18 protein-coding genes and 1 pseudogene are annotated in these 22668 nt (G+C 70.9%); 9 read left to right on the forward strand and 10 right to left on the reverse strand.

Annotated features, from left to right (window positions below; translation table 11 throughout):
- Positions 1-3: 3 nt before the first annotated feature.
- Positions 4-1512, reverse strand: coding sequence for a histidine kinase (locus CGL27_RS37345; RefSeq protein ID WP_119992114.1), 1509 nt, complete (start codon positions 1510-1512; stop codon positions 4-6).
- A 79-nt stretch (positions 1513-1591) separates the two neighbouring features.
- Positions 1592-2839: a hypothetical protein gene (locus CGL27_RS37350; protein WP_119992115.1), complete on the reverse strand. Its 1248-nt coding sequence runs from the start codon at positions 2837-2839 to the stop codon at positions 1592-1594.
- A gap of 335 nt (positions 2840-3174) precedes the next feature.
- Between CGL27_RS37350 and CGL27_RS37355 the strand changes: the two genes are divergently transcribed.
- Positions 3175-3708 carry a hypothetical protein gene (locus CGL27_RS37355; RefSeq protein ID WP_119992116.1) on the forward strand — a complete coding sequence of 178 codons (534 nt, stop codon included), beginning with the start codon at positions 3175-3177 and terminating at the stop codon, positions 3706-3708.
- Between the two features lie 145 nt (positions 3709-3853).
- Entirely contained in the window at positions 3854-4516 is a 663-nt protein-coding gene (locus tag CGL27_RS37360) for a hypothetical protein (RefSeq protein WP_119992117.1), read from the forward strand.
- 96 nt (positions 4517-4612) lie between these two features.
- Here the strand turns inward: CGL27_RS37360 and CGL27_RS37365 are convergent, their stop codons facing one another.
- From CGL27_RS37365 to CGL27_RS37390, 6 genes are read right to left on the reverse strand one after another with little or no spacing between them, the layout of a single operon-like run.
- Positions 4613-4849, reverse strand: a complete 237-nt coding sequence (locus tag CGL27_RS37365; RefSeq protein WP_162953151.1) for a hypothetical protein — start codon at positions 4847-4849, stop codon at positions 4613-4615.
- A 33-nt stretch (positions 4850-4882) separates the two neighbouring features.
- Positions 4883-7081 carry a trehalase family glycosidase gene (locus CGL27_RS37370; protein WP_240450769.1) on the reverse strand — a complete coding sequence of 733 codons (2199 nt, stop codon included), beginning with the start codon at positions 7079-7081 and terminating at the stop codon, positions 4883-4885.
- A complete protein-coding gene (locus CGL27_RS37375) occupies positions 7078-9156 on the reverse strand; it encodes a beta-galactosidase (RefSeq protein WP_119992119.1) in 2079 nt (692 codons plus the stop codon). The genes CGL27_RS37370 and CGL27_RS37375 overlap by 4 nt, the downstream gene beginning before the upstream one ends.
- Entirely contained in the window at positions 9153-10010 is an 858-nt protein-coding gene (locus CGL27_RS37380; protein WP_240450770.1) for a carbohydrate ABC transporter permease, read from the reverse strand. The genes CGL27_RS37375 and CGL27_RS37380 overlap by 4 nt, the downstream gene beginning before the upstream one ends.
- Positions 10007-10948: a sugar ABC transporter permease gene (locus tag CGL27_RS37385; RefSeq protein WP_119992120.1), complete on the reverse strand. Its 942-nt coding sequence runs from the start codon at positions 10946-10948 to the stop codon at positions 10007-10009. The genes CGL27_RS37380 and CGL27_RS37385 overlap by 4 nt, the downstream gene beginning before the upstream one ends.
- Before the next feature lie 4 nt (positions 10949-10952).
- On the reverse strand, positions 10953-12293 hold the full coding sequence (locus tag CGL27_RS37390) for a sugar ABC transporter substrate-binding protein (RefSeq protein ID WP_119992121.1): 1341 nt from the start codon (positions 12291-12293) through the stop codon (positions 10953-10955).
- Positions 12294-12438: 145 nt separating this feature from the next.
- Here CGL27_RS37390 and gcvPA point away from each other — a divergent pair, with 145 nt between their 5' ends.
- The 5 genes from gcvPA (at position 12439) to CGL27_RS37415 (ending at position 18147) form a co-directional block, all read left to right on the forward strand.
- Positions 12439-13818, forward strand: coding sequence for an aminomethyl-transferring glycine dehydrogenase subunit GcvPA (gene gcvPA / locus CGL27_RS37395; protein ID WP_119992122.1), 1380 nt, complete (start codon positions 12439-12441; stop codon positions 13816-13818).
- Positions 13815-15407: an aminomethyl-transferring glycine dehydrogenase subunit GcvPB gene (gcvPB, locus tag CGL27_RS37400; RefSeq protein WP_119992123.1), complete on the forward strand. Its 1593-nt coding sequence runs from the start codon at positions 13815-13817 to the stop codon at positions 15405-15407. Before gcvPA ends, gcvPB begins: the two co-directional genes overlap by 4 nt.
- Complete coding sequence (locus tag CGL27_RS37405; protein ID WP_240450771.1) at positions 15404-16618, forward strand: NAD(+)/NADH kinase; 1215 nt, start codon at positions 15404-15406, stop codon at positions 16616-16618. Before gcvPB ends, CGL27_RS37405 begins: the two co-directional genes overlap by 4 nt.
- A gap of 91 nt (positions 16619-16709) precedes the next feature.
- A complete protein-coding gene (locus CGL27_RS37410) occupies positions 16710-17456 on the forward strand; it encodes an SDR family oxidoreductase (protein WP_078640150.1) in 747 nt (248 codons plus the stop codon).
- 49 nt (positions 17457-17505) lie between these two features.
- Positions 17506-18147 (forward strand): GntR family transcriptional regulator, encoded by a 642-nt coding sequence (locus tag CGL27_RS37415; RefSeq protein WP_119992124.1) that lies wholly within the window; start codon positions 17506-17508, stop codon positions 18145-18147.
- Positions 18148-18382: 235 nt separating this feature from the next.
- On the opposite strand, the gene CGL27_RS37420 is transcribed toward CGL27_RS37415, so the two are convergent.
- Entirely contained in the window at positions 18383-18982 is a 600-nt protein-coding gene (locus CGL27_RS37420) for a TetR/AcrR family transcriptional regulator (RefSeq protein WP_119992125.1), read from the reverse strand.
- A gap of 158 nt (positions 18983-19140) precedes the next feature.
- On the opposite strand from CGL27_RS37420, the pseudogene CGL27_RS37425 reads away from it, so the two are divergent.
- A pseudogene (locus tag CGL27_RS37425) lies at positions 19141-19296 on the forward strand (SDR family NAD(P)-dependent oxidoreductase); the annotation flags it as partial.
- Between the two features lie 159 nt (positions 19297-19455).
- Complete coding sequence (locus CGL27_RS37430; RefSeq protein WP_119992126.1) at positions 19456-20439, forward strand: nitronate monooxygenase; 984 nt, start codon at positions 19456-19458, stop codon at positions 20437-20439.
- 96 nt (positions 20440-20535) lie between these two features.
- Here the strand turns inward: CGL27_RS37430 and CGL27_RS37435 are convergent, their stop codons facing one another.
- Positions 20536-22578 (reverse strand): glycoside hydrolase family 97 protein, encoded by a 2043-nt coding sequence (locus tag CGL27_RS37435; protein ID WP_162953152.1) that lies wholly within the window; start codon positions 22576-22578, stop codon positions 20536-20538.
- Positions 22579-22668 lie beyond the last annotated feature (90 nt).

Here is a 22668-nt window from a genome sequence, read left to right on the forward strand (position 1 = left end):
ACCTCATCTTAGGGCCGCGTGGGCCAGCAGTACGCTGAGGAAGACGGTCGTCGGCAGGACCACGAGCAGCGCCAGACAGCCCGATCCCAGCACGCGCGGCCAGGTCAGGATCTCGTCCGGCAGCGGAGGACGCGCCCCCCGCTGTCCGATGCCGTCGGGCTGAAGGCGGGCCGTAGCCGGAAGGGTGTCGGCGAAGCCGCCCGGGAGCGCGGTGGATTCCGGGGGCCCGTTCCCATGACCGGCGTAGTTCCCGTGCTTCCCGTGGGCGGGAAACCAAGCCGCCACGCGGAAACCGCCGTTCGCCGCGGCGCCCGCCTCGAACATGCCGCCGAGCAACGCGATCCGCTCCTGGCAGCCGGCCAGCCCGCTGCGGTTTCCCCCGCGGGATCGGGTCCCCGCGCGCGGTGCCTCGTTGGTCACGGACACCTCGATACCGCTGTCCGTGCCCCTGACCGCCACCCTGGTGGGCGCGCCGGATGCGTGTTTCAGCACGTTCGTCAGCCCTTCGCGGACCACCCGGTGGATCGCCTGACGTGTACGGAGCCCCACCTCGGCCGTGTCGGGCACGGACCAGTCCAGCTCGACGGTGCTGCCCGTCTGCCGGGATTCCTTCACCAGAGCGGTGATGTCCTCACGCGTTCCCCGCTCGTCCCCGGCCCTGTCCATCGGATCCGTCAGATCCTCGTGCCGCAGTACACCGAGGACTTCGCGCAGTTCCTCCATGGCCGTACCGGCGGTTGTGCGCAGCAGCTCGGCCTGGCCGGCGAGGGCGGGTGCCTGTCGCGCGGCAGCGAGTTCGAGCGCCCCGGCGTGCACCGAGATCAGGCTCAGCCGGTGGCCCAGGAGATCGTGCATCTCTCCCGCGATCCGGGTCCGTTCTTCCATCCGGGCCGCCACGGCGGTCAGCGTGCGGGCCTGTTCCAGATAGGTGTTGCGTTCCCGTAGCAGACTCACCAGAGGCCGTCGCCGCCCCAGCACGGTCCCGGCCAGGGCGGGAAGCAGAACAAGCAGCACCGCCGAGACCGCGTTCCCGGCCAGTTCCGACGGCAGCCCTTCGGGCCGGACCAGGGCACGGGCAACGGCCAGGACACCGACGGCGGCGCAGGTCACCCCGACGACCCGCCACGCCCGCCGCGGCGGTGCGATACGACGGGTGGCGGACAGCACGACCAGCGGCGCCACCGCCAGCGTCCACACGTTGTCACCCACGACCAGCAGAGAGGTCCCCAGGACCGCGGCGACCGGCCGAACGCGCCGAGCGGGGACGAGCAACGCCGCCCACAACGCCTCCAGAACCGCCCACACCGGCCGTTCCGGAGGCGCCAGCAGCAGCGGCACCAGGCCGAAGGCCGCCGCCAGAGCACAGACCAGGGTCTCGACGACGACCGTGCGCCGCTCAGCGGCACGTACCGCGCACCAGCTCTCGGCCACCTCACGGCGCACCCACCGTGGCACACCGGTCAGCCGTACGGACGGGCGCGACCGCTGTGTGCCGTCGGACACCTGCCTCATGAACACCCCTGCCCGCCACTGTGGATCTGCCCGGAGGAACGGTAGCCGCGCCGCCGGTCCCGCACCGCGCGCCCGGGTGTCATGTGCCCAGCCGGAGGCCCAGCTCCGCCCGCAACGCGGCCACATTGACCCGGTCGGCAGCCAGCAGCCGTACGGTCGCGGCACCGGACTCGGCATCCGCGTCCGTCCGCGACTCGTCGAGCAGCGCGGACAACAGATGGACCGTACCGGTCGTGGGCGAACCGTGCTCGGCGGCGGACAGCCGCGCCACCGCCATGGCCCGGTCGGAGGCGGCAGACGGCCGCACCATGCCATCGTCGGGAAGCGCGGCGACCGGGTTCACCGACGCCGCGGAGACCAGGGAAACCTGCCGTACGCCATGTCGGCGCAGCAAGGCCGGAGCGGCGTTGGCCTCGGCCAGACTCGCGGGAAGCGAGCGCCCGGCAACGGACAGTCCCCGGTCCAGGGCCAGGATCCCCAGCAGAAGATCCACCGGCTCCGCCGCGGCGCGCCCGCATCGTGCCGCCTGCCGCGTGGCCTCCACGGACACCGCGAACAGTACCGGTGAGCCGTTCACGGAACTCCCGGAGGTCCACGAAGTCAGGGCGCGCGTCAGGGGGTTGCCGCTCTTCCCCAGCGTTCCGGCCCGGCGGAGCAGGGTGACGCCGTGGGATTCCGGTCCCTCCGTCTCCGCCGCGGCGCTCGCGTCCAAGCGGTCGAGGGCGGCCCCCGCGGCCGCCGAATCCAGCCTCTGCAGCAGCAGGGCTTCCCGTGCCCTGCTGTCCGGCAGTTCCAGCAGGGCACGGGCCACATGGCGGCAGCGCACCGAGATCGTCCCCTCGGCGCGGGCCGAACGGAACGCGCGCAGCAGGCACGCGCGCAGCGCCCCGGTCATCCCGGGCAGCGCCTGACCACTCTCCCGGGCCGATCCGCGCGTTCCGAGGCCGAAGCGCCACCGTGCCTCACGCCATGCGGCGTCGACCTCCCCCTCGTCAGCCTCCTGGTTGGCTTCCTCAGCGGCGCCGACCGCGCCCGGCGCACCGCGCACCTCATCGTCGCTCGCCCAGCCCAGGCCCGCTCTGCCGGCGATCGAGCCGCTGAGGGAACCGGCTTTCCGCATCCCCGGGGCGATCGCCGCACCGGCGTCCGTGTCCCCCAACACCAGCTCCCCGAGCAGGGTGTCCGTCCCCACGACCGGCAGCTCCCGCCTGACCGCACGGCGCAGTGTCTCCACGAGCAGGTCCATGACGTCCGGCTCGAACTCCGTGGTCGCTCCGATCACGGCCGTGCCGTCGGCGTGTACTCCGGTCGTTGCTCGCTGATCCATCGAACGTTCCCCTCACAGCGTGGTGGCCTGGTCAGTGCGACGCTAGGCGCACTCCTGGCGACATCGCGTCGGCCGACCGGCCACACTCCCGGTCCGATCGGCACACCGGCCCCGATGTTGTCGTCGAATGTCATCCACGTCAGCGGGGATGCGAGGGTGACGGCCGTCTGGTGGGAAAGATCCGGAGGCCCGTGATCCTTCCACCATGTTGTGAGCACGGCGCGATCCGAGCCCCGGCCCGGCCGGTCCCTCAGCGGGACGAACCCGAGCTTCTCCCACCTGCCGTTGAGACCGTAATCGCGACGGCAGTTGAGCTTGATGCCCCGCCGGTCGGGGTGCCGACGCGTGATCTCTTCGACGAGCCGCTGGGCCACCTCATGGCCGTTCCACTCCGGAGCGACGCACAGGTGCGCCAAGCGGACCTCCTGACGGGGCACGAGGAGGGCATGGCCGACCCCGTCTTCCTGGAAGCCGCACTCGATGAGCCCCTGGCCGGCCCGCAACCGCCCACGGGGATGCCTGCCGAACTAGCCCAGTTGCTGGGCTCTGTCCCGTCCGCCCCGGACCCGGAGGCCGCAGCCCGCGCGAGGGAGCTGCGCGCGGAACTGGCCTCGGCTCCCGTGGAGTTGATCCGCCTCACCGATCTGGGCACCCGCTGCGTACGGCAGCGGCTGATCGCCCAGGGCCGTAGCGCACCGCTGGTGGGCGAGCTCACCCACGCACCCGCCGCGGGACTGCTGGGCGTGCTGGCCCAGGAGTACGACCCCGCTGCGACTGCCCAAGCAGCGCCTGCCGCTGCGCACCGTCCAGCCGTACTGTCTCGACGGCCACGTCGAGGCATGGAACACTCGCACGCATATCGTCCTTGACCTGACCAGCGAGGATGAAGGCGGCGACTGGGCGGAGGGCGCCGACGACTCCCTGACCGCGCTCATCGGCGTACGCGACGAACTCGCCGCGGGCGACCTGCGGCCCCTGTATCTCGCCTGGCTGTCCGCCCTCGCCGCGTGGGAATTGCAGGACGACGATGAAGAGGAGTACCGGACCGCCACCGAACCTCCCGTCCCGGCCGGTCTCGCCGATCTCACCGCCCCGCAGCGCGCGCTGGCGGACTACCTGCGGGTCGATGCCGACCTGCTCTCCATCGCCGCACAGTCCAGCTCCGCCGCCCCCGAACCCACGGCCAAGCCCACGAAGAAAGAACTCCAACGCCTGATCGCCGCCCTGTCGGCAAAGGAAAAGGACGGGTTCCTGCTCCGGCTGGCCCTTGGGCCCGAACTCCATTTGCACACCGAACTGCTGCACCGCCTGCGCGGCACCACCGCCCCGGCCACCAATCCGGGCAGCCGAACCGCCGCCCACCTGCTCGACGCCGCCCACACCCGCCGCACAGAACGCCGTCGGCGCGAACAACGCCGAAAGGCCGAAGTCCGCGCCCAGCACCTGACGGCCCTGGCCCACGACGCGGAGTCCGTGTGGCGACAGGTCGAGGCGCACATCGCCACCAAACAGACCAACGCCTACGACCGGGCCGTCGCTCTCCTGCGAGACCTGCGCGACGCCTGCGACCACGTGGGCAGTGGAGCGGACTTCCGGCAGCGCATCACGCACCTGCGTGAGACGTACCAGCGCCGCCCCGGCCTCATCCACCGCCTGAACACCCACAACCTCCGATAACGGACAGCACCAGCACGGACTCGTCCGGACTGGGAGTTTCTTTGTGCTGGGGATCTTGTCCGGCGAAGGTGCGTCGACGAGGTCTGGGTGGCTGGGCTACTCGGGAAGCAGTTCCGCGGCGCGGTCGGCGATCTCCTGATGCGGGGCGTCGCGCACGGCCCGTACGGCGCGATGGGTGACCGGCCTCGTCGCACTGGGAAAGGCCGCGGACGTGGACGCCGCCGGGCCGCCGCCGAACGAGTTGCGGCCGTAGGCGATGGAGTCGCCGACGGTGCGGGACAACCCGTGCTCAGGGGCGCGCGAGGAACAGCGCGCCCCTGAGCCGAACGGCACCCCGCTGACGGTGAAAACCGCGTTGGCGGCGGGTTACTTGTCCCCGGTCGGGGTCTCGTCTCCGGTCAGCATCGGCAGCAGCAACGCCGCCGACCAGCTGAAGTGGGGCGAGTTGAGCGGCGCCCCGGTGACCGGGTCGTAGTTCTCCATGATCGGGCCGTTGCCCGTGAGCCCGGACGCATGCGCGAGGAGCCGGTCGGTGAGGGCATCGGCGTCCTTGCCGTAGCCGTAGCGGCGCAGGCCGCCGAGGGCGAAGTACGCCTGGTCGAGCCAGACGGGGCCGCGCCAGTAGGCGGTCGGCGAGAAGTACGGGGAGCTCTTCGCGACCGTGGGGAACGGCACCCCGGTCGCGAACTCGCCGGGGTCCGTCAGCTGGGCGCGCACCGTCCGGGCCTGCGCGGCGGACGCCGTGCCGGTCCACAGCGGGATGGCGCCCTCGATGCCGCGCCCGCGCGCGGTGAGCGGCTTCCCGGTGCCGAGCGTGGTGTCGTGGAACCAGCCGTCGGCCGGGTCGTACATCGTCTTCCGCACCAGGGCGTGGGTGGCGGCCGACTTCTCCTTCCACCGCCGGGCGTCGCGGTCGTGCCCCACGACGGCCGCGATGCGCGCCACGTAGCCCTGGTCGGCGGCGAGATACGCGTTCAGGTCGACGGACTCCTGGTTGAGGGAGTAGCCCAGGAGGGTGCCGTCCGCGGCCCGGTTGGCGACGATGGACGTGCCGAGCGCGGCGTCGTAGCGGGGCGCGTTGTCCATGCCGCTCTCCCAGGCCGCGGCCAGGCGCCGCTGTTCGGGCGAGTCGTTGGCGGGGTCGACGGTGGCGCCGTACTCGGCGAGGCCGTTGTGGTCGTGGTCCCGGTTGCGGTACCACCAGTCCTGGTAGGCGGCGAGTTTCGGGTACATCTCGCGCAGGAACGCCGTGTCGCCGCTCCTGCGGTAGACCTCCCACACGGCCCAGGCGGCGAGCGGTGGCTTGGAGTTGCGCTCGTTCCAATTGCCGCCGCCGCGCGAGGGGTCGTTGTAGAAGATGGCGTCCGGGATCATTCCGGCGTCCTGCGGCCGGGTCCGGGAGTCCGGCCGGATCTGCCAGTCGAACATGGAGCGGATCTGGGACTGGGCGAGCCGGGGGTCGAAGCGGGCGGTGCCGACTGCCTGCTTCCAGGTGTCCCAGGCCCAGATGCCGCCGGTGAACCACTTGTACGAGATCGATGGTGTGATGCCGTCGTGTTTGATCTCCCCTGCCGCACTGCGCCGGTTGGTGACGAGTGTCTCCAGCGACTTCACGGCCATACGTCGCCGGTCCGCCGGCACGCCGCGGGTCACGTCGCGGACATAGCGGCGCCAGCGCTCGGCGGCGGCGGCGGCCTCGGCCGAGGGGGAGGCGAGGATATGCCGCGCCCGGTGCGCCTCGCGGGTGCGTTCGGCGGCGGTGAAGGTGTAGGACTCGGTCCAGTCGAAGCGGTGGGAGCGCCCGGGGGCGAGGGTCACCGGGGCCGTGGCCGCTGTCCGGTAGGTGTCGCCGTCGAGGGTGGTGCGGACGGGTTCCTTGTGGGTGACCTCGAAGCGTTCGGTGCCGTCCGTGAGGTAGTCCCACTCCTTGCGGACCTTGGCGAAGTCGACGCCGACGCCGGTGGGTGTGGCGGTGAGCGAGGGCGCGTCGCGCATCGGCGCGTCCTCGGGGCGCAGCAGGCTGCCGGTCCAGCCGGCGTGCAGGGTGCGCGTCGCGGTACCGGTGTTGCGCACCTCGGCTCGTACGAGTGCGCTGCGGTTGGTGGCGAACCGCAGCTCCAGCGTGAGGCTCAAGCCGCGTCCGAGGTCGTAGGACTGGCGCAGCAGCCCGGGCAGCGACGTGAACCGGGGCGTGCCGCCCGCGGCCAGGTCCAGGGTGTGCCCGCCCTCACTGAGGCGGATGCGGCTGAAGGAGGTGCTGAGCCACCACGGGTATTCCTGGGCTATGTAGAGCGGCCCGGTGAAGCCTCCGTACGCGGCGCGGTCGCCCTTCTCGGGCAGGGCGTAGGCATGCCAGGCGCCGCGGTCGGCGAAGACGGTGACGGGGTTGTTGTCCTTGGCGTCGCCGGGCAGGGCGGCGGTCGGGGTGCCGTGCAGATCGAGGACGTCCGCGTAGCGGGACGGCGGCCGCGGACGGTCCGCGGCGGAGGCGGCTTGCGGAGCGGCGAGCGCGCCCGCGGCGAGCAGGAGCGCCGTCAGGGCGTGCAGGGGCCGGTGTCCGGTCACTGGTCAGTTCCTTCGGGAGAGTCGGGGGCAGGGGAGTCGAGGGCAGGGGAGTCGGGGGCAGGGGCGACGCGGATGACCGCGGCGCCGAGCGGTTCGAGAGCTACGTGGCCGTGAACGGCCCCTCCGGTGAGCAGATCGGTGCCACCTGCGGCGTACGCACCGGCCAGCGGGGTCCGCGCCGGCCGGTCGCCGTGGTTGAGGAGGAAGAGATAGGTGTCCCGCGCGCCGGCGCGGACCGTCACCTCGACGCCTTCGGGGGCGTCCAGAACGGGCTGTACGCCCGCCGCGGTCAGGGCCCGGTCGAGTACGTCGCCGATGTCTTCGCCGAGGTGGCAGCTCACGTACCAGGCGGTTCCGGAGCCGTACGGGTGCCGAGTGACGGCGGGCCGGTCGGCGAGCGGGCCCGAGGTGTACGCGTCGGCGGTCTCGGCGCCCTCGGTCACGATCCACTCGGTCCACAGCGTGGCCTCGGCTCCGGAGGCCAGGGTGACCGTCTCCCCGTCGGGGACCGGCCAGAACTCGTCCACCGACAGGCCCAGTACGTCCCGCAGCGGGCCGGGCGCTCCTCCGTCGTGCATGTGGTCGTGTCCGTCGACGACGCCACTGAACGGTCCGCATACGAGGTGGCCGCCGCCGCGCACGTAGTCGGCGATCCGGCGGGCGTGCTCCGGGCGCAGGAGGTGCAGGTTGGGTGCGAGGACGGCCCGGTAGCCGTCGAGGGCGGCGTGCGGCGGGACGAAGGTGATCGTGATGGAGCGGGCGTGGAGAGCCGTGTACCAGGGGCGCAGCAGATCGGGCCAGCGCATCCGGGCCGAGGGGTGGTCGTCGGCCTCCAGGGCCCACCAGGAGTCCCAGTCCAGGACGATCGCGACGTCGGCGGTGAGACGGCTGCCCGCGACGTCGCCGAGGCGGGCGAGTTCGGCGCCGAAGCGCACCGTCTCGTGCCAGCCGCGCGAGGCGGTGCCGCGGTGCGGCAGCAGGGCGCTGTGGTACTTCTCCGCTCCGGCGCGGGAGGCCCGCCACTGGAAGTACATGATGCCGTCGGCGCCGCGGGCCAGGGCCTGGAGCGACCACAGACGGTGCAGGCCCGGTTTTTTGGGGACGTTCACGGGGCGCCAGCTCACCGCCGAGGGGGCCTGTTCGAGGAGCAGCCAGGGTGTGCCGCCGTTGAGGGAGCGCATCAGGTCGTAGTTGAGGGACGCGGTGATGTGGGCGCGCGGGTCGGCGGGGTCCGGGTAGGCGTCGTCGGAGACGAAGTCCTCGGCTTGAGCCCACTTCCAGTAGTCGAGCGCCTTGAACATCGACATGAAGTTGGTCGTCGCGGGAGTGTCCGGGCTGAGTTCCGTCAGAACGTCGCGTTCGGCGCGGTGCAGGGCGAGGAGCGCGTCGGAGCAAAAGCGCCGCCAGTCGAGGAGTTGGGTCGGGTTGACCGGTCCGGGCGCGGTGCGCGGCGGTTCGATCTCGTCGTACGTGGCGTAGCGCTGCGACCAGAAGGCTGTTCCCCAGGCGTGGTTGAGGGCGTCGATCGTGCCGTAGCGCTCGCTGAGCCAGGCCCTGAAGTGGGTGGCAGAGCGGGGGCAGAAACACTCCGTGACGTGGTCGCCGTACTCGTTGTGGATATGCCACAGGGCGAGCGCGGGATGGTTCGCGTACCGCCCGGCGAGGGCGCGTGTCAGCCGCAGTGCGGCGGCCAGGTACTGGGGCGAGGACGGACAGTAGTGCTGGCGCGAGCCGAATTCGAGGCGTACGCCGTCCGCGGTGACGGGCAGGATCTCCGGGTGGGCGCGCACCAGCCACGCGGGTGGTGAGGCGGTGGCGGTGGCCAGGTCGACGGCGACGCCGTGGGCGTGCAGCAGGTCCAGGAGCCGGTCGAACCAGGCGAAGTCCCAGGTGTGCGGGCCCGGCTGGAGCCGGGCCCAGGAGAACACGCCGACGGTCACCATGGTGACCCCGGCCTCCCGCATCAGCCTGGCGTCCTCGGCCCAGACCTCCTCGGGCCACTGCTCGGGGTTGTAGTCGCCGCCGTACAGGAGGCCGGGGACCCGGGTGAGACGGGTCCGGCCGGGGCGGCTCATCCCTTCACCGCCCCGCCGAGCAGTCCGGCCACGAACTGCCGCTGGAAGAGCAGGAAGAGCGCCATGAGTGGCAGAGTCGCGAGTAGCGAGCCGAGCATCAGTCCTGAGTAGTCGACCCGGGAGAGACCCGTGAGGGTGTTGAGTGCGACGGGCACGGTGTATTTGTCCTCGGTGTTGAGCATGAGCAGAGGCCAGATGAAGCTGTTCCACTGGGTCATGAAGGTGAAGATCACCAGGGCCCCCAGTTGGGGGCGCACGCAGGGAAGCACGACCTGGTAGAAGGTGCGCAGTTCCCCGGAGCCGTCGACGCGGGCCGATTCGAGGAGTTCGTCGGGGAAGTCGACGAAGCCCTGTCGCATCAGGAGGATGCCGAAGGAGTTCGCGAGGAACGGCAGGATCACGGCCTGGTAGGAGTCGATCCAGCCGACGCTCGCCATCATCTGGAACAGCGGCACCAGGAGCACCTGGAATGGGATCATCATCGTCGTGAGCACCACGCCGAGCAGCAGACCGCGGCCGCGGAAGCGGTACTTGGCGAGCCCGTAGCCGCACATCGCGGAGATCAGCGAGCTGAGCGCCGTGTGCACGACGGCGATCCCGACGCTGTTGAGGAGCACGCGGCCGAATCCGATGGTGTCCTGGAGGCGCACGAGATTGTCGAGCAGCCGCCCGCCGGGCAGGAACGGCGGCGGCGAGCGGAACAGTTCCGGTGTGGAGTGCGTGGCGGCGATCGCCATCCACAAGAACGGCACCAGGCTGACCACGGCCCCGAGGGCGAGCAGCAGCCGTACGAGACAGCGGCCGGCGCGGCGGGCCGGGTGGACCCGTGCCGGGGCCGGGGAGAGGGGGGTCACCGGCGGCGCTCCCTTCCGAACGCGAGGTACTGGAGGGCGGAGATCGCGGCGATGAGCGCGACGACGACCCAGGCGATCGCGGCGGCGTAGCCGAAGTCGAGCTGCTGGAAGCCGACTTTGTAGAGGTAGACGACGGGGGTGAGGGTCGCGTCGTCGGGGCCGCCGCGGGTGAGGACGTAGTTCTCGTCGAAGAGCTGGAGGGTGCCGATGGTGGAGGTGATGACGCAGAAGAGGACCACGGGCCGCAGCTGCGGCAGGATCACGCGAGTGTAGGTGGTCAGGGTCCCGGCGCCGTCGATCGAGGCGGCCTCGTACTGTTCCTTGCCGATCGCCTGCAGTCCGGCGAGCAGGATGACGGCGTTGTATCCGGTCCAGCGCCAGGTGAGGGACACGATGAGCGAAACGCGGGCCCAGGTGGGGCTGTTGAGCCAGTCGACCGGGCCGACGCCGATCGCGCCGAGGATCTGGTTCACGAGGCCGCCGTCCGTCTTGAGCAGGACCTGGAAGACGACGGCGTACGCGACGAGGGTGGTGACGGCGGGCAGGAAGTAGACCACGCGCCAGGTGCCGCGGAAGCGGAGCCATGACTGGTTGAGCAGGACGGCGAGGGCCAGTCCGAGGCCGATCATCACCGGGACCTGTACGGCGAGGATGACGCCGGTGTTGAACAGCGACTCCAGGAACGCCGGGTCGTCGAACATCCGCTGGTACTGGTCGAGCCCGACCCAGCGGGTGGTGCCCGCGTCCTCGGAGGTGAAGCTCTGGAGCAGGCTGGCACCCAGCGGATAGGCGAAGAAGAGCGCGAAGAGGGCGGCCGCGGGGCCCGCGAAGATCCAGGCAGCCAGGCGAGGGCGCCGTCGTCTGCCGTGTGCCGCGGAGGGCTTGCGCACCGGGGCGGGGCCCCGGTCGAGGGCGGTGGGGGCGGTGGGGGCGGCCATCGCGCTACGCCACCCTCTTGCGGCCGGTGGCCCTGGCGAGTTGCCCGGCGGCCGAGCCCAGGGCGCGGCGCGGGTCGCGGCCGTGCAGCATCACGCCGGTGACAGCGGAGATCATGATGTCCGTGGCCTTGGCGTCGTCCTTGTCGTACTCGACCGGAGGGATATTGCGGGCGAGGCGGGCGAAGACGTCGAGGGTGCGCTGCCCGCCGAAGTAGTCCTGCCGTTCGCCCAGATAGGGGTCGTCGAGCGCGGGCAGATAGGCGGGGAAGAGACCTTCGCGCCCGAGCATGGAGACCTGGTTGTTCTTGCCGGTGAGCAGGAACTCGATGAAGGCCCAGGCCAGCCGCGGATTCTTGCTCTGTGCGGGCACAGCGAAGGTGGATCCGCCGATGTTGGAGGTGCGGATGCCGTCGGCGGTGAAGCCGGGCAGCGGCACCACCTCGAACCTGCCCTTCAGTTCGGGCATTTCGGAGGTGAGGGTGCCCGTCCACCAGGCGGCGGTGGGCGTCGTTGCGGCCTTGCCCTCCTTGGTGCCGGTGACCAGTCCGTCCCAGCCCTTCTCGTAGGCCACCAGGCCCTCGTCGCTGAGGGTCTTCATCAAGGTCAGGGCCTTGACAGCGGCCGGGGTGTCGACGGCGACGCGGCCGTCCTCGAAGTAGTACTGGCCCTGCTGTTGCAGCAGCATCGGGAGGATCCCGGGGTCCGTGGGGTCCTGGATGATCAGCTTGTGGCCGGTCGCCTTCTTGATGCGGATACCGGCCTTGACGTAGTCGTCCCAGGTGAGCAGGGAGCGGGGGTCGACACCCGCGGCGCGGAAGTGGTCGGTGCGGTAGTAGAGAGCGCATGGGCCGATGTCCCAGGGCAGGGCGTACAGCTTGCCGCCGGGGCCGGTGACCGTGTGCCATGCCGCGCGCTCGAAGTCGCCGCCGTAGCGACCGCCGAGGCTCATCAGATCGTAGAAGCCGCCCGGGAAGTTGCCTATGTAGCGCGGCATGTGGTCGCCCTCGACGGTGAGGACGTCCGCGAGGCCCGTGCCCCCGCGCAGCCCGATGGTGATCTTGTCGTAGGCGTTGTCGTAGCCGATGTCGACGACGTCGACGGTGGTGCCGGGGTGGCGCTTCTCGAAGTCGCCGGCGAGGCGCTTCATGGCCTTGGCGGCCACGTCCCACGACCAGACGGTGATCCTGCCGCCGGCCTTTCCTCCCTTGTCGTCCGCTTTCCCGTCGATCTCGGGAGCCCGTCCGCCGCCGCCCACGCCACCCATGGCACAGCCGCTGAGCAGGGATGACGCCGTGGCCGCGAGGCCCGTGGCCAGAACGGCCCGCCGGGTGGGTCTCGTTGACACTCTTGCCTCCTGGTGCCTGAATGCATAATGCTGTATTCAGAACACTGAATGACGGAGTCCGCCGTCAAGAGGTGTACAAGCAAAGACTTTTGAGGCCGGCCGCCCCCGGCCGGGCCAAGCTGCTTGCCTACGCGAAAGGCACGGCATGACGTCGTCCGAGAACTTTGTCCACCCCTACATCCCGAACTCCGTGCCGTCAGTGCGGCAGGCGATGCTCGAAGAGATCGGTGCGGCGAGCATCGAGGACTTCTACGCCGACATCCCGGCCGGGATCCGGCTGCACCGCCCCCTCGACCTGCCGGCTCCGCTGCGTTCAGAAGCCGAACTCACCCGGCATATGGAGGAACTGCTCGCCCGCAACACCTCAACGCGGCAGGTCCTCAGCTTCCTCGGCTCGGGCTGCTACCAGCACCATGTGCCCGCGGTCGTGGACGAGGTGGTCAACCGCAGCGAGTTCCTCACGGCGTACGCGGGCGAGCCTTACGAGGACCACGGCCGCTTCCAGGCGCTGTGGGAGTACCAGTCGATGATGGCCGAGCTCCTCGACGTCGAGGTCGTCAACGTCCCGGTGTACGACGGCTTCCAGGCCGCCGGGACCGCCCTGCGCATGGCGGGCCGCGTCACCGGGCGCCGCCGCGTGCTCGTCGCCACCGCGATCGACGCGGACAAGCTGTCACGCATACGGGACTACGTCCGTCCCGACCATGACGTCACCGTGGTCCCGGTCGACCCCCAGACGGGCCGCGCCGACCTCGACGCACTGCACCAGGAGCTGGCCGCCGGTGACACCGCGGCCGTCTACGCGGACGCCCCGTCGGCCCTCGGCATCGTCGACTCGTCACTGCCGCGGCTCGCGGAACTCGCGCACGGCGCGGGCGCCTTGTACGTCGTCGGTTGCAATCCGCTCACCCTCGGCGTGCTCGCACCCCCCTCCGCGTACGGCGCGGACATCGCCTGTGGCGACATCCAGCCGCTCGGCATCCACCAGAGCTTCGGCGGCGGCAACGCCGGCTTCATCGCCACCCGCGACGAGGAGCGGCTGGTCGCCGAGTACCCCTCGCGCCTGTTCGGGCTCGCGCCCACCTCGGTCGAGGGCGAGTACGGCTTCGGCGACGTCGCACACGAGCGGACCTCCTTCGCCCTGCGCGAGGAGGGCAAGGAGTGGGTGGGCACGGCGGCCGCGCTGCACGGCATCGGTGCCGGTGTCTATCTCGCCCTGATGGGACCGCGGGGCATGCGCGAGATCGGCGACACGATCCTCGCCCACACCGCGTACGCCCGGCAGTGCCTCGCCCAGGTGCCCGGCATCGAGGTCCCGTACGGCGATGCCCTGCACTTCGCCGACTTCACCGTGCGCTACACCGGCGGCAGGACCGCCGCCGAGATCCGAGCCGACCTCAAGGAGCGCGGCATCTACGGCTCCGTGCCCACCGGCGAGCACGAGGCCGCCTTCTGCGTCACCGAAGTCCACTCCAAGGCCGACATCGACCGGCTCGCCGCCGCCCTCGAGGAGATCGTCAAGTGACCGCCCACACCGCACCCGCACCCGTCTCCCCCGAGGACGCGCGGATCGCGCCCAAGCCGCGCCTGCGCCGCTTCCAGCAGGCATCCTGGGACGAGAAGCTGATCTTCGAGCTCGGTTCGCCGGGCGAACGCGGTGTCCTTGTCCCGGCGCCGGACCCCTCCATCGCCCCGGTGGAGATTCCCCCGACGCTGCGCCGCGCCGCGCCGCCCGCCCTGCCCGAGATGTCACAGCAGCAGGTCCTGCGCCACTACTTGCGTCTGTCGCAGGAGAACCTGGGCGCCGACCTCAACATCGACGTCGGCCAGGGCACCTGCACCATGAAGTACAGCCCCAAGGTCAACGACCAGTTCGTCCGTGACCCGCGCATCGCCGCGCTGCATCCGCTCCAGGACGAGGACACCGTCCAGGGCGTCCTCGGCATCATCCACAGCCTGGAACTGCTCCTCAAGGAGATCTCCGGCATGGACCGGGTCTCCCTCCAGCCGGCGGCCGGCTCGGCCGCGATCTACACGAACGTAGCCATGATCCGGGCGTACTTCGCCGCACGCGGCGAGCTGGAGCAGCGCGACGAAGTCATCACGACGATCTTCTCCCACCCGTCGAACGCGGCCTGTGCGAAGACGGCCGGCTTCAAGGTCATCACCCTCCACCCGGACGCGGACGGCTACCCGGACATCGAGGCGCTCAAGGCCGCGGTCGGACCGCGCACGGCCGCGCTGCTGATCACCAACCCCGAGGACACGGGCATCTACAACCCGCGCATCGAGGAGTTCGTACGGATCGTGCACGAGGCGGGTGGCCTGTGCTCGTACGACCAGGCCAACGCGAACGGCATCCTCGGCATCACGCGCGCCCGCGAGGCCGGGTTCGACCTGTGCCACTTCAATCTGCACAAGACGTTCTCGACGCCGCACGCCTGCGGCGGGCCGGCGGCCGGCGCGTGCGCGGTGCGGGAGGAGCTGGCACCGTATCTGCCGCGCCCCACCGTCGAGTTCGACGGCGAGCGCTACCGTCTGGACGACGACCGGCCCGAGTCCATCGGAAAGATGCGGCCGTTCTACGGGGTGGTGCCGAACCTCGTGCGCGCGTACGCATGGATCATGTCGCTCGGCGCGGAGGGGCTGCGCTCCGCCGCGGAGACAGCCGTCCTCAACAACAACTACCTGCTCCACAAGGTCCGGCAGATCCCGGGTGTCTCGGTGCCGTACGCCCAGGGGCGGCCGCGCGTCGAACAGGTCCGCTACAGCTGGCAGAAGCTGCACGAGGACACCGGGCTGCACTCCGAGGACATCGGGCTGCGCGCCGCGGACTTCGGCACGCACTACTGGACGAGCCACCACCCGTACCTCGTCCCCGAGCCGATGACACTCGAACCGACCGAGTCGTACACGCGCGACGACCTGGACGAGTACGCGGCGATCCTCGCCGAGATCGCCCGCGAGGCGTACGAGTCCCCGGACACGGTCCGCACGGCCCCGCACCGCTCGACCATCCACCGGGTCCGCCCGGAGACCCTGGACGACCCGGCCACCTGGGCCGTCTCCTGGCGCGCCTACCGCCGCAAGATCCTTGGTGGGGCGGCCCGTTGACCAGGATCGGCCTGGTGGTCAACCCGGTCGCCGGACTCGGCGGCCGGGTGGGCCTGGGCGGCACCGACGGCCAGGAGCGCCGCCACCGTGCCCTCGCCCTGGGCGCGAGGCCCCTGGCGGGGGAACGGGCGGCCGCGGCACTGCGTGAACTGCGTGAACTGCGTGAACTGCGGGCAGGACCGGGTGCCGGTGCCGGTGCGGGTGCGCTGGGTGGCGCGGTCGCGGGGCCGGGCGGTGGGCGCCCCGGCGCGGAACCGGAAGTCGTCACCGCCGCCGGAGCCATGGGGGCCGACTCCGTCGCCGCGGCCGGGCTGACAGCGCGGGTCGTGTACGCCCCGGGGGCCGAGGACGAGACCTCGGCCGAGGACACCCTCGCCGCCGTACGCGCCGTCGTCGCCGAGGGAGTCGATCTGCTGCTCCTCGCCGGCGGCGACGGTACCGCCAGGGACGTGCTCACCGCGCTCGGCGGGGCGCACTGCCCGGTACTCGGGGTGCCGACCGGCGTCAAGATGCACTCGGCCGTGTTCGGCGTCAGCCCGCGCGCGGCGGGCGAGGTCGCCGCCGCGTGGCTCGCCCGCTCCGGCTCGGTACGCCTGCGCGACGCCGAAGTGATGGACCGGGACGAGGATGAACTGCGCGCAGGACGCGTCGCCTCCCGCCTCTACGGCTGGCTCCCCGTCCCCGACGTGCCCGTGCGCGTCCAGCAGCGCAAGACCGGCAGCACGGCCGGTGCGCCGGAGGCGGTCGGCGGCATCGCCGCCGAGGTCGCCGAGCGTGTCGGCGACGGACTGCTGGCACTCGGCCCGGGCAGTACCACCCGCGCCGTTGCCGCCGCGCTGGGGGCCGATGTCTCCCTCACCGGCGTCGACGTGCTCGCGTTGCGGCCCGGTCACCCCGCGGAGGTCGTTCTGCGCGACGCGGGGGAGGACGCCCTCCTCGCGGCGGGGCCGTGCTGGATCGCCCTTTCCCCCATCGGCGGCCAGGGCTTTCTCCTCGGCCGCGGCAACCAGCAGATCTCGCCGCGTGTCCTGCGCGCGGCGGGCGGCCGGGAGCGGCTGCTCGTGGTGTGCACCGAACAGAAGCTGGCGTCTTTGGGCGGCCGCCCTCTCCTCCTCGACACGGGCGACGAGGCGCTGGATGCCGAACTGGCGGGCCATCTGCCCGTCATCACCGGCCGCCGCCGCACATCGCTGTACCGCCTGACCACCTGAACCGTCTGAACCGGCTGACGACCTGACCGCCTGAACCGCCTGACCGTCCGAGCGCCTGAACCGCGCCCCATCCCCGGTAAAGGAACCCCTCATGATCACTCTCAACGGCAAACGTGCCATCGTCACCGGCGGAGCCACCGGTATCGGCCGGGCCACCGCTCATGTCCTCGCCGAACTCGGCGCCCGCGTCGTCATCGCCGACATCGACACGGACGGCGGCGAGCAGACCGCCAAGGACACCGGCGGCGTCTTCGTCCGCTGCGACGTCTCGCGACGCGAGGACTGCGAGGCCGTGGCCGCCGCCGCGCGGGAGTACTTCGGCGACGTCGACGTGCTGTTCAACAACGCCGGCATCATCCGCCGCTCCACCGTCTGCGAGATCACCGAGGACGACTGGGACCTGGTGATGGCCGTGAACGTCCGCTCCATCATGCTGATGAGCCGCCTGGTGATACCGGGCATGGCCGCGCAGGGCGGCGGCTCGATCATCAACACCGGCTCCGGGTGGGGCATTTCGGGTGGCCGCCGCGCCGTCTCGTACTGCGCCTCCAAAAGCGCCGTCGTCAATATGACCCGCGCCATGGCCATCGACCACGGCCCCGACAACATCCGCGTCAACTGCGTCTGCCCCGGCGACACGGCCACCGGCATGCTCGCCGAGGAGGCCCGGCAGCTCGGCGAGAGCTCCGACGCGTTCTACGCCGACGCCGCCGACCGGCCCCTCGGCCGGATCGGGCAGCCGAGGGACATCGCACAGACCGTGGCCTTCCTCGCGTCCGACGCGTCGTCGTTCATGAGCGGGGCGATCATCCCGGTCGACGGAGCCGGTACCGCGTGACTCGCCGGTAACGGATAATCGACCGGACGGAAGAGGAGGGCTCCCCCACATGCCAATCGAAAACCGCCCGCTGCGCGAACAGGTCAAGGAGGAACTGATCAAGCGCCTCGGGCGCGGCACCATCGCGACCAACGAGCCGATCAACGAGGGACAGCTCGCCACCGAACTCGGAGTCAGCCGCACTCCGCTGCGCGAGGCACTGATCACGCTCGAGCGCGAGGGCGTCATCACCAGCGACCGTGGCAAGGGCTTCCGGTTCACGCCGCTGAGCGCGCAGGAATTCCGTGATCTGACCGCGATCGTGGCGGCGCTGGAGGCACTGGCCCTGGAGTCCAGCGACCCGGAGCGTCTGCGGGCGACGGCTCCTCGTCTCCTCGAGGAGGCACGGGCCTTCTCCGCGCCACAGGCGCCGCACGACGTCATAGAGCGTTACGACGACGCGTGGCACGACCTGCTCCTGTCGGGCTGCACCAACGACCGGCTGATGAAGCTGATCACCTCGATGAAGGTGACGATGCACCGCTACGAGCGGGTGGCCCTCGGCGACACGGACATCCTGGAGCGCTCCGCCGTGGAGCACGAGCGGATCGCGGAGTGTCTGCAGCGCGGCGACATCGACGCGGCGGTGGCGGCGCTCAAGGAGAACTGGAACAGCGGGATGCACCGGATCCTGGAGCATTTCAAGGACTGAGGGCTGCACCGGGGCGGCCTGTCGTCAGCCTGTGCGGCCCCCTCCCGGGCCAGGCCATCGGCACAGGCCGGCGAGCGAGTTGTAAGAACAACCCACATGCACTACGTACATCGACGGTGCTGGCCGAGTCTCGGCCAGCACCGTTCGCGGTCGGCCATGGGCACTCCCCAGTCGGTGCACCCCCCCAGGTCGTCCACGGGTGCGCCGCCAGGGATTCGGGCCCCGAGCCCGCGGATCAAGCCCGGAGGGCGTCGATCAGGGCGTCGATGGCGGCGAATGCGGTGGCCGTGTCGAGTCCGGCGCGGGAGACCAGGGAAAGGCCCTGGACGGTGAAGAGCAGTAGCTGCGCCTGGGCCTCGGGGGCGGCATCCCGGGTGACCTCGCCGTCGGCCTGTGCGCGCCGCAGGGCGTCGGCGACGATCTGGGTGAAGCGGGCGTGCGAGCGGGCCACGATCTCGCTCGACTCGGCATCGTGCGGGACCAGCTCGGCGGTGGCGTTGCCGAGCAGGCACCCGAGCGGAACGCTGAGGTCGGAGGCGTACTCCTGGACCCGGGTCGGGGTGGCGAGCACCTCGCGCAGCGCCGGCAGCACCGGCCCGGCCTCCAGCGCCGTGACCAGCCGGCGCTCGTAGGTGTCCCAGTAGAGCTGGACCGCCGCCAGGTAGAAGCGCCGCTTGTCGCCGAAGGCGCCATACAGGCTGCCCCGCTCCAGGGCCAGCGCGTCGACTAGGTCCTGGACGGAGGTCGCTCCGTAGCCCCGGGACCAGAACAGCAGGAGCGCGCGCTCCAGGGCCTGCTCTTTGTCGAACTCGCGGGGGCGTCCTGTCCGTGCCATATCCCCATGTTATGAATTTTTGACCGCTCACACAAAAGTGCCGTACGGTGACGGCCGAGGGGGTTCTTGAACGATGGCATGGAAGTCGAGGGGTGCGGGTCGGCGCCGTCGTGCTGCCAAAACCACGCCCCTTGGCGCAAGTGAGGAGAGTGAGTTCAATGGGTCGTCTTGCGGGAAAACGCGCACTGATCACCGGCGGTACGAGCGGCATCGGCTTCGAGACCGCCCGTGAGTTCCTCGCCGAGGGAGCGACTGTCGCGATCACCGGTCGCTCGCAGGAACGGCTGGACGAGGCCGCCCTACGACTGGACGGTCTGCGCGTTGATGGCGGCATCGGGGAGCTTGCGTACTGAGCGCCTGTGCCGCCTCCTCGGCGATGTCTCATGCGGAGATCCCCCACGGTGCTGAATCGGCGGGCGGGCGCGTTGCCTCGGCCCGTGCCCTGCCCGTCGGCACAGGAGCGATGATGGGGCATGGCGTTGTCGACGGAGTTGACGGAGTTGTTGGGCCTGCGGCACCCGATCGTGCTGGCACCGATGGGCGGTGCGGCCGGGGGCGCACTGGCCACGGCCGTCTCCCGGGCGGGCGGGCTCGGTCTGCTGGGCGGTGCGTACGGGGACCGGGCTTGGCTGGAGCGGGAGTTGCCGATCGTCGCGGAGGGCACCGACCAGCCGTGGGGTGTCGGGTTTCTGAGCTGGGCGATCGATGTCGGCGCGGTGGAGCAGGCGCTGGAGTTCCATCCCGCGGCGGTGATGTTGTCCTTCGGAGACCCGAGCCCATTCGTCGACAGGATCCGCCGGTCGGGCGCGGTTCTGATCGTTCAGGTCACCGATCTGGACGAGGCCGAGCGGGCCCTGGACGTGGGCGCCGACGTCATCGTGGCGCAGGGAACCGAGAGCGGTGGCCACGGTGCCCGTCGCGGCCGGTCCACGCTGCCGTTCGTGCCGCTCGTGGCGGACCTCGCGGCACCGGTACCGGTCCTGGCGGCCGGCGGTATCGCCGATGGCCGCGGCGTCGCCGCCGCCCTGGCCCTGGGCGCCGCGGGCGCTCTCATCGGCACCCGCTTCCAGGCCACGACCGAGGCCCTGGTCGACCGCTCCATCAGCAAGGCCCTGGTCGAAGGACGCGGACAGGACACTGAACGCAACAGCGTGCTGGACATCGCTCGTGGCGCGAGCTGGCCCCTCGAGAAGTACAGCGCCCGTACGCTCAGCCACCCCTATCTCGACCGATGGCGCGGCCGGGAGGCCGAGCTGGCCGACGACTCCCGGGCGCGTCAGGACTACCAGGACGACGTGGCACGAGGGGTGATTCCGCCCCTGCCGGTCTGGGCGGGCGAGGCCGTCGACCTCATCACCGATGTGCCTTCCGCGGCCGACCTCGTCACCGAGCTGGCGGCCCGAGCCGAAGACGCACTGCTCCGGGCCGGCAGGCTCCGTCCGAACGACCGCTCTTGAACTCACGGTTGATGCTGCGCCTGGACGGAGAGTGTTACGTGTCCATGGTCGGGTCGCGGTACCTGTCCGTGCTCTCCGCCCGTTCGCCTGTGCCGGTCAGGAGCGCGCGGGGCGCAACCGGATCGCGGTGCCGCCGCCGGCGACGAGTCGCAGGGTGAGCACAGTGGACGATCGCACCGTTGTGGTCCGGACGTCGATCGGCAGCGGGTTGTCGTGCCAGCTCGTGTCAGCGGCATCGCGGTAGATCTCGGCTCTGTACCGACCCGGTCCCAGGAACCGCAGCGGCACCCGCAGCGTCCGGTCCTGCTCGTCGGTGATCGCGCCGAGATACCAGGTGTGGCCCTTCCTGCGGGCGGCGACCGTGTAGTCGCCGATCACGCAGTCCAGGAACCGAGTCTCGTCCCAACTGGCCGGGATGTCCTTCAGATAGGCGAAACCCGGGTGGGAGCGGTAGTTCTCCGGGGTGTCGGCCAGCATCTGCAGCGGGCTGAAGAACAGTGAGTACAGCGCGAGTTGCGTGGCCGATGTCGTCTGGACGCGGGTACCGAGCCCAGCCGGGTCCCAGGTCACGTTGAGCACGCCCGGGGTGTAGTCGGCCGGCCCGCCCATGAACCGGGTGAACGGCAGGATGGTGGCCTGCTCCGGCGGATTCCCGAGCTTCCCCATGTAGTTCTGCTGCTCCATCCCGGCCACCCCCTCACCGGTCATCATGTTCGGGTACGTGCGTGCCAGTCCGGTCGGCTTGATGGCCTCGTGCGCGATGACCATGATCTTGTAGCGGGCCGCGGTGTCGACGACCCGCTGATAGTGGCGCACGGCTTCCTGGTCGAAGTGGCCGCGGTTCACCCCGCCCAGCTCGAACCTGGTGGCATAGCCGGTCTTGACCGAGTGGATGCCGAGCTCGGCGTACCGTGCGAAGACCGTGTCCAGGTGCTGCTCGTAGTAGTCGACGAAGCCGCGGGTCTCGTTATGAGCGGTGAACCCGATGCCGTTGGCCCGTGCGTAGCGCAGCACCTCGGGCAGGTCGAAGTCCGGCTGGGGCGTCAGGAAATCCTGGCCGGTCCACTGGCCGCCGGCATTGGTGTTCCAGCCCTCCGCGAGAACGCTGCTCGCGCCCGCCTCCCTGGCGAAGTCGATGTACTGCTTGACACGCTCGGTCGTCGCCCCATGGTGTGGCCCCGCCGTCCAGGTCGTGTGGCGCCGCTGCAGTTCCCACCACACGCCGACGTATGTGCCGGGCGAGATCCATGACGTATCGGCGAGCGCACACGGCTCGTTCAGGTTCTCGATCAGGTGCGATTCGGCGAGATCACCGGGACGGTCGCCGATGGTCAGCGTGCGCCACGGGGTGGAGAACTCGCCCGACAGCCGGGCCTTGGTGCCGTCGGGAAGGCTGATCAGTTCACTGGTGAACGTGCCCGGCCGGGTGGGGTCGGCGGCGAGGGTCATACTCGGATAGTCGATCAGTGCCGCCTCGTGCACGACGACGTACTGACCGTCCGTCGTGGCCAACGTCAGCGGGGTCTGCGCGGTATCCACGTCGGACAATGGGGCCCGCCGGTAGTGCCGTTCGTCGGCCCTCCAGTCGGTACCCGCCTCCAGCGACCAGCTCGTGGCCGTCGGCGGCAGCGCGAACTCGGTGCGCTCGGCGGTGACCGTGTAGGCGTCGAGCCCGGTCTGCGCCGGCAGGTGGTAGCGGAATCCGACGCCGTCGTCGAAGACCCGGATGACCAGGTCCAGCCGTATCCCACTCGCCGGCTGCACGGTCCGCAGCACGCACTCCCTGGCATGGTTGCGGACGAGCGCGTCGGGGCCCCACACCGGACGCCACGACTCCTTGACCGTCCTGCGCTTGACGGATTCCACCACCAGCCCGCTGGTGAGCGATGGCCGGCCGGCCAGGTCGAGCCCGAGCCCGGAGGGCGCGACCAGGACCCGGCCATCACGCACGACCTGATACCGGAGAGACCCGTCCGCCGTGAGAACGGTTACCCGCAACCGGCCATTCGGCGAATGCACCGTGACGCGGCCGGACGTCTCGGCGAACGAGGCGGCGGTGGCGGGGGCGCTGAACGCCCCGGTGAGCGCGGCGCCGGCGGTGGCGCCGAGAACCGTACGACGGTCTGGCTTGCTGACCACTTCACCCTCCATCAAGGCTGGCCGGGTCGTGACGACAGTGCCGTCGTCCCCTTTCCCCGAGCCACCGCCTCGAACCGGATGCGCGTGCCT

The organism is Streptomyces sp. 11-1-2 (genome assembly GCF_003595545.1).
In the GTDB taxonomy this organism is placed as follows: Bacteria; Actinomycetota; Actinomycetes; order Streptomycetales; family Streptomycetaceae; genus Streptomyces; species Streptomyces hygroscopicus_B.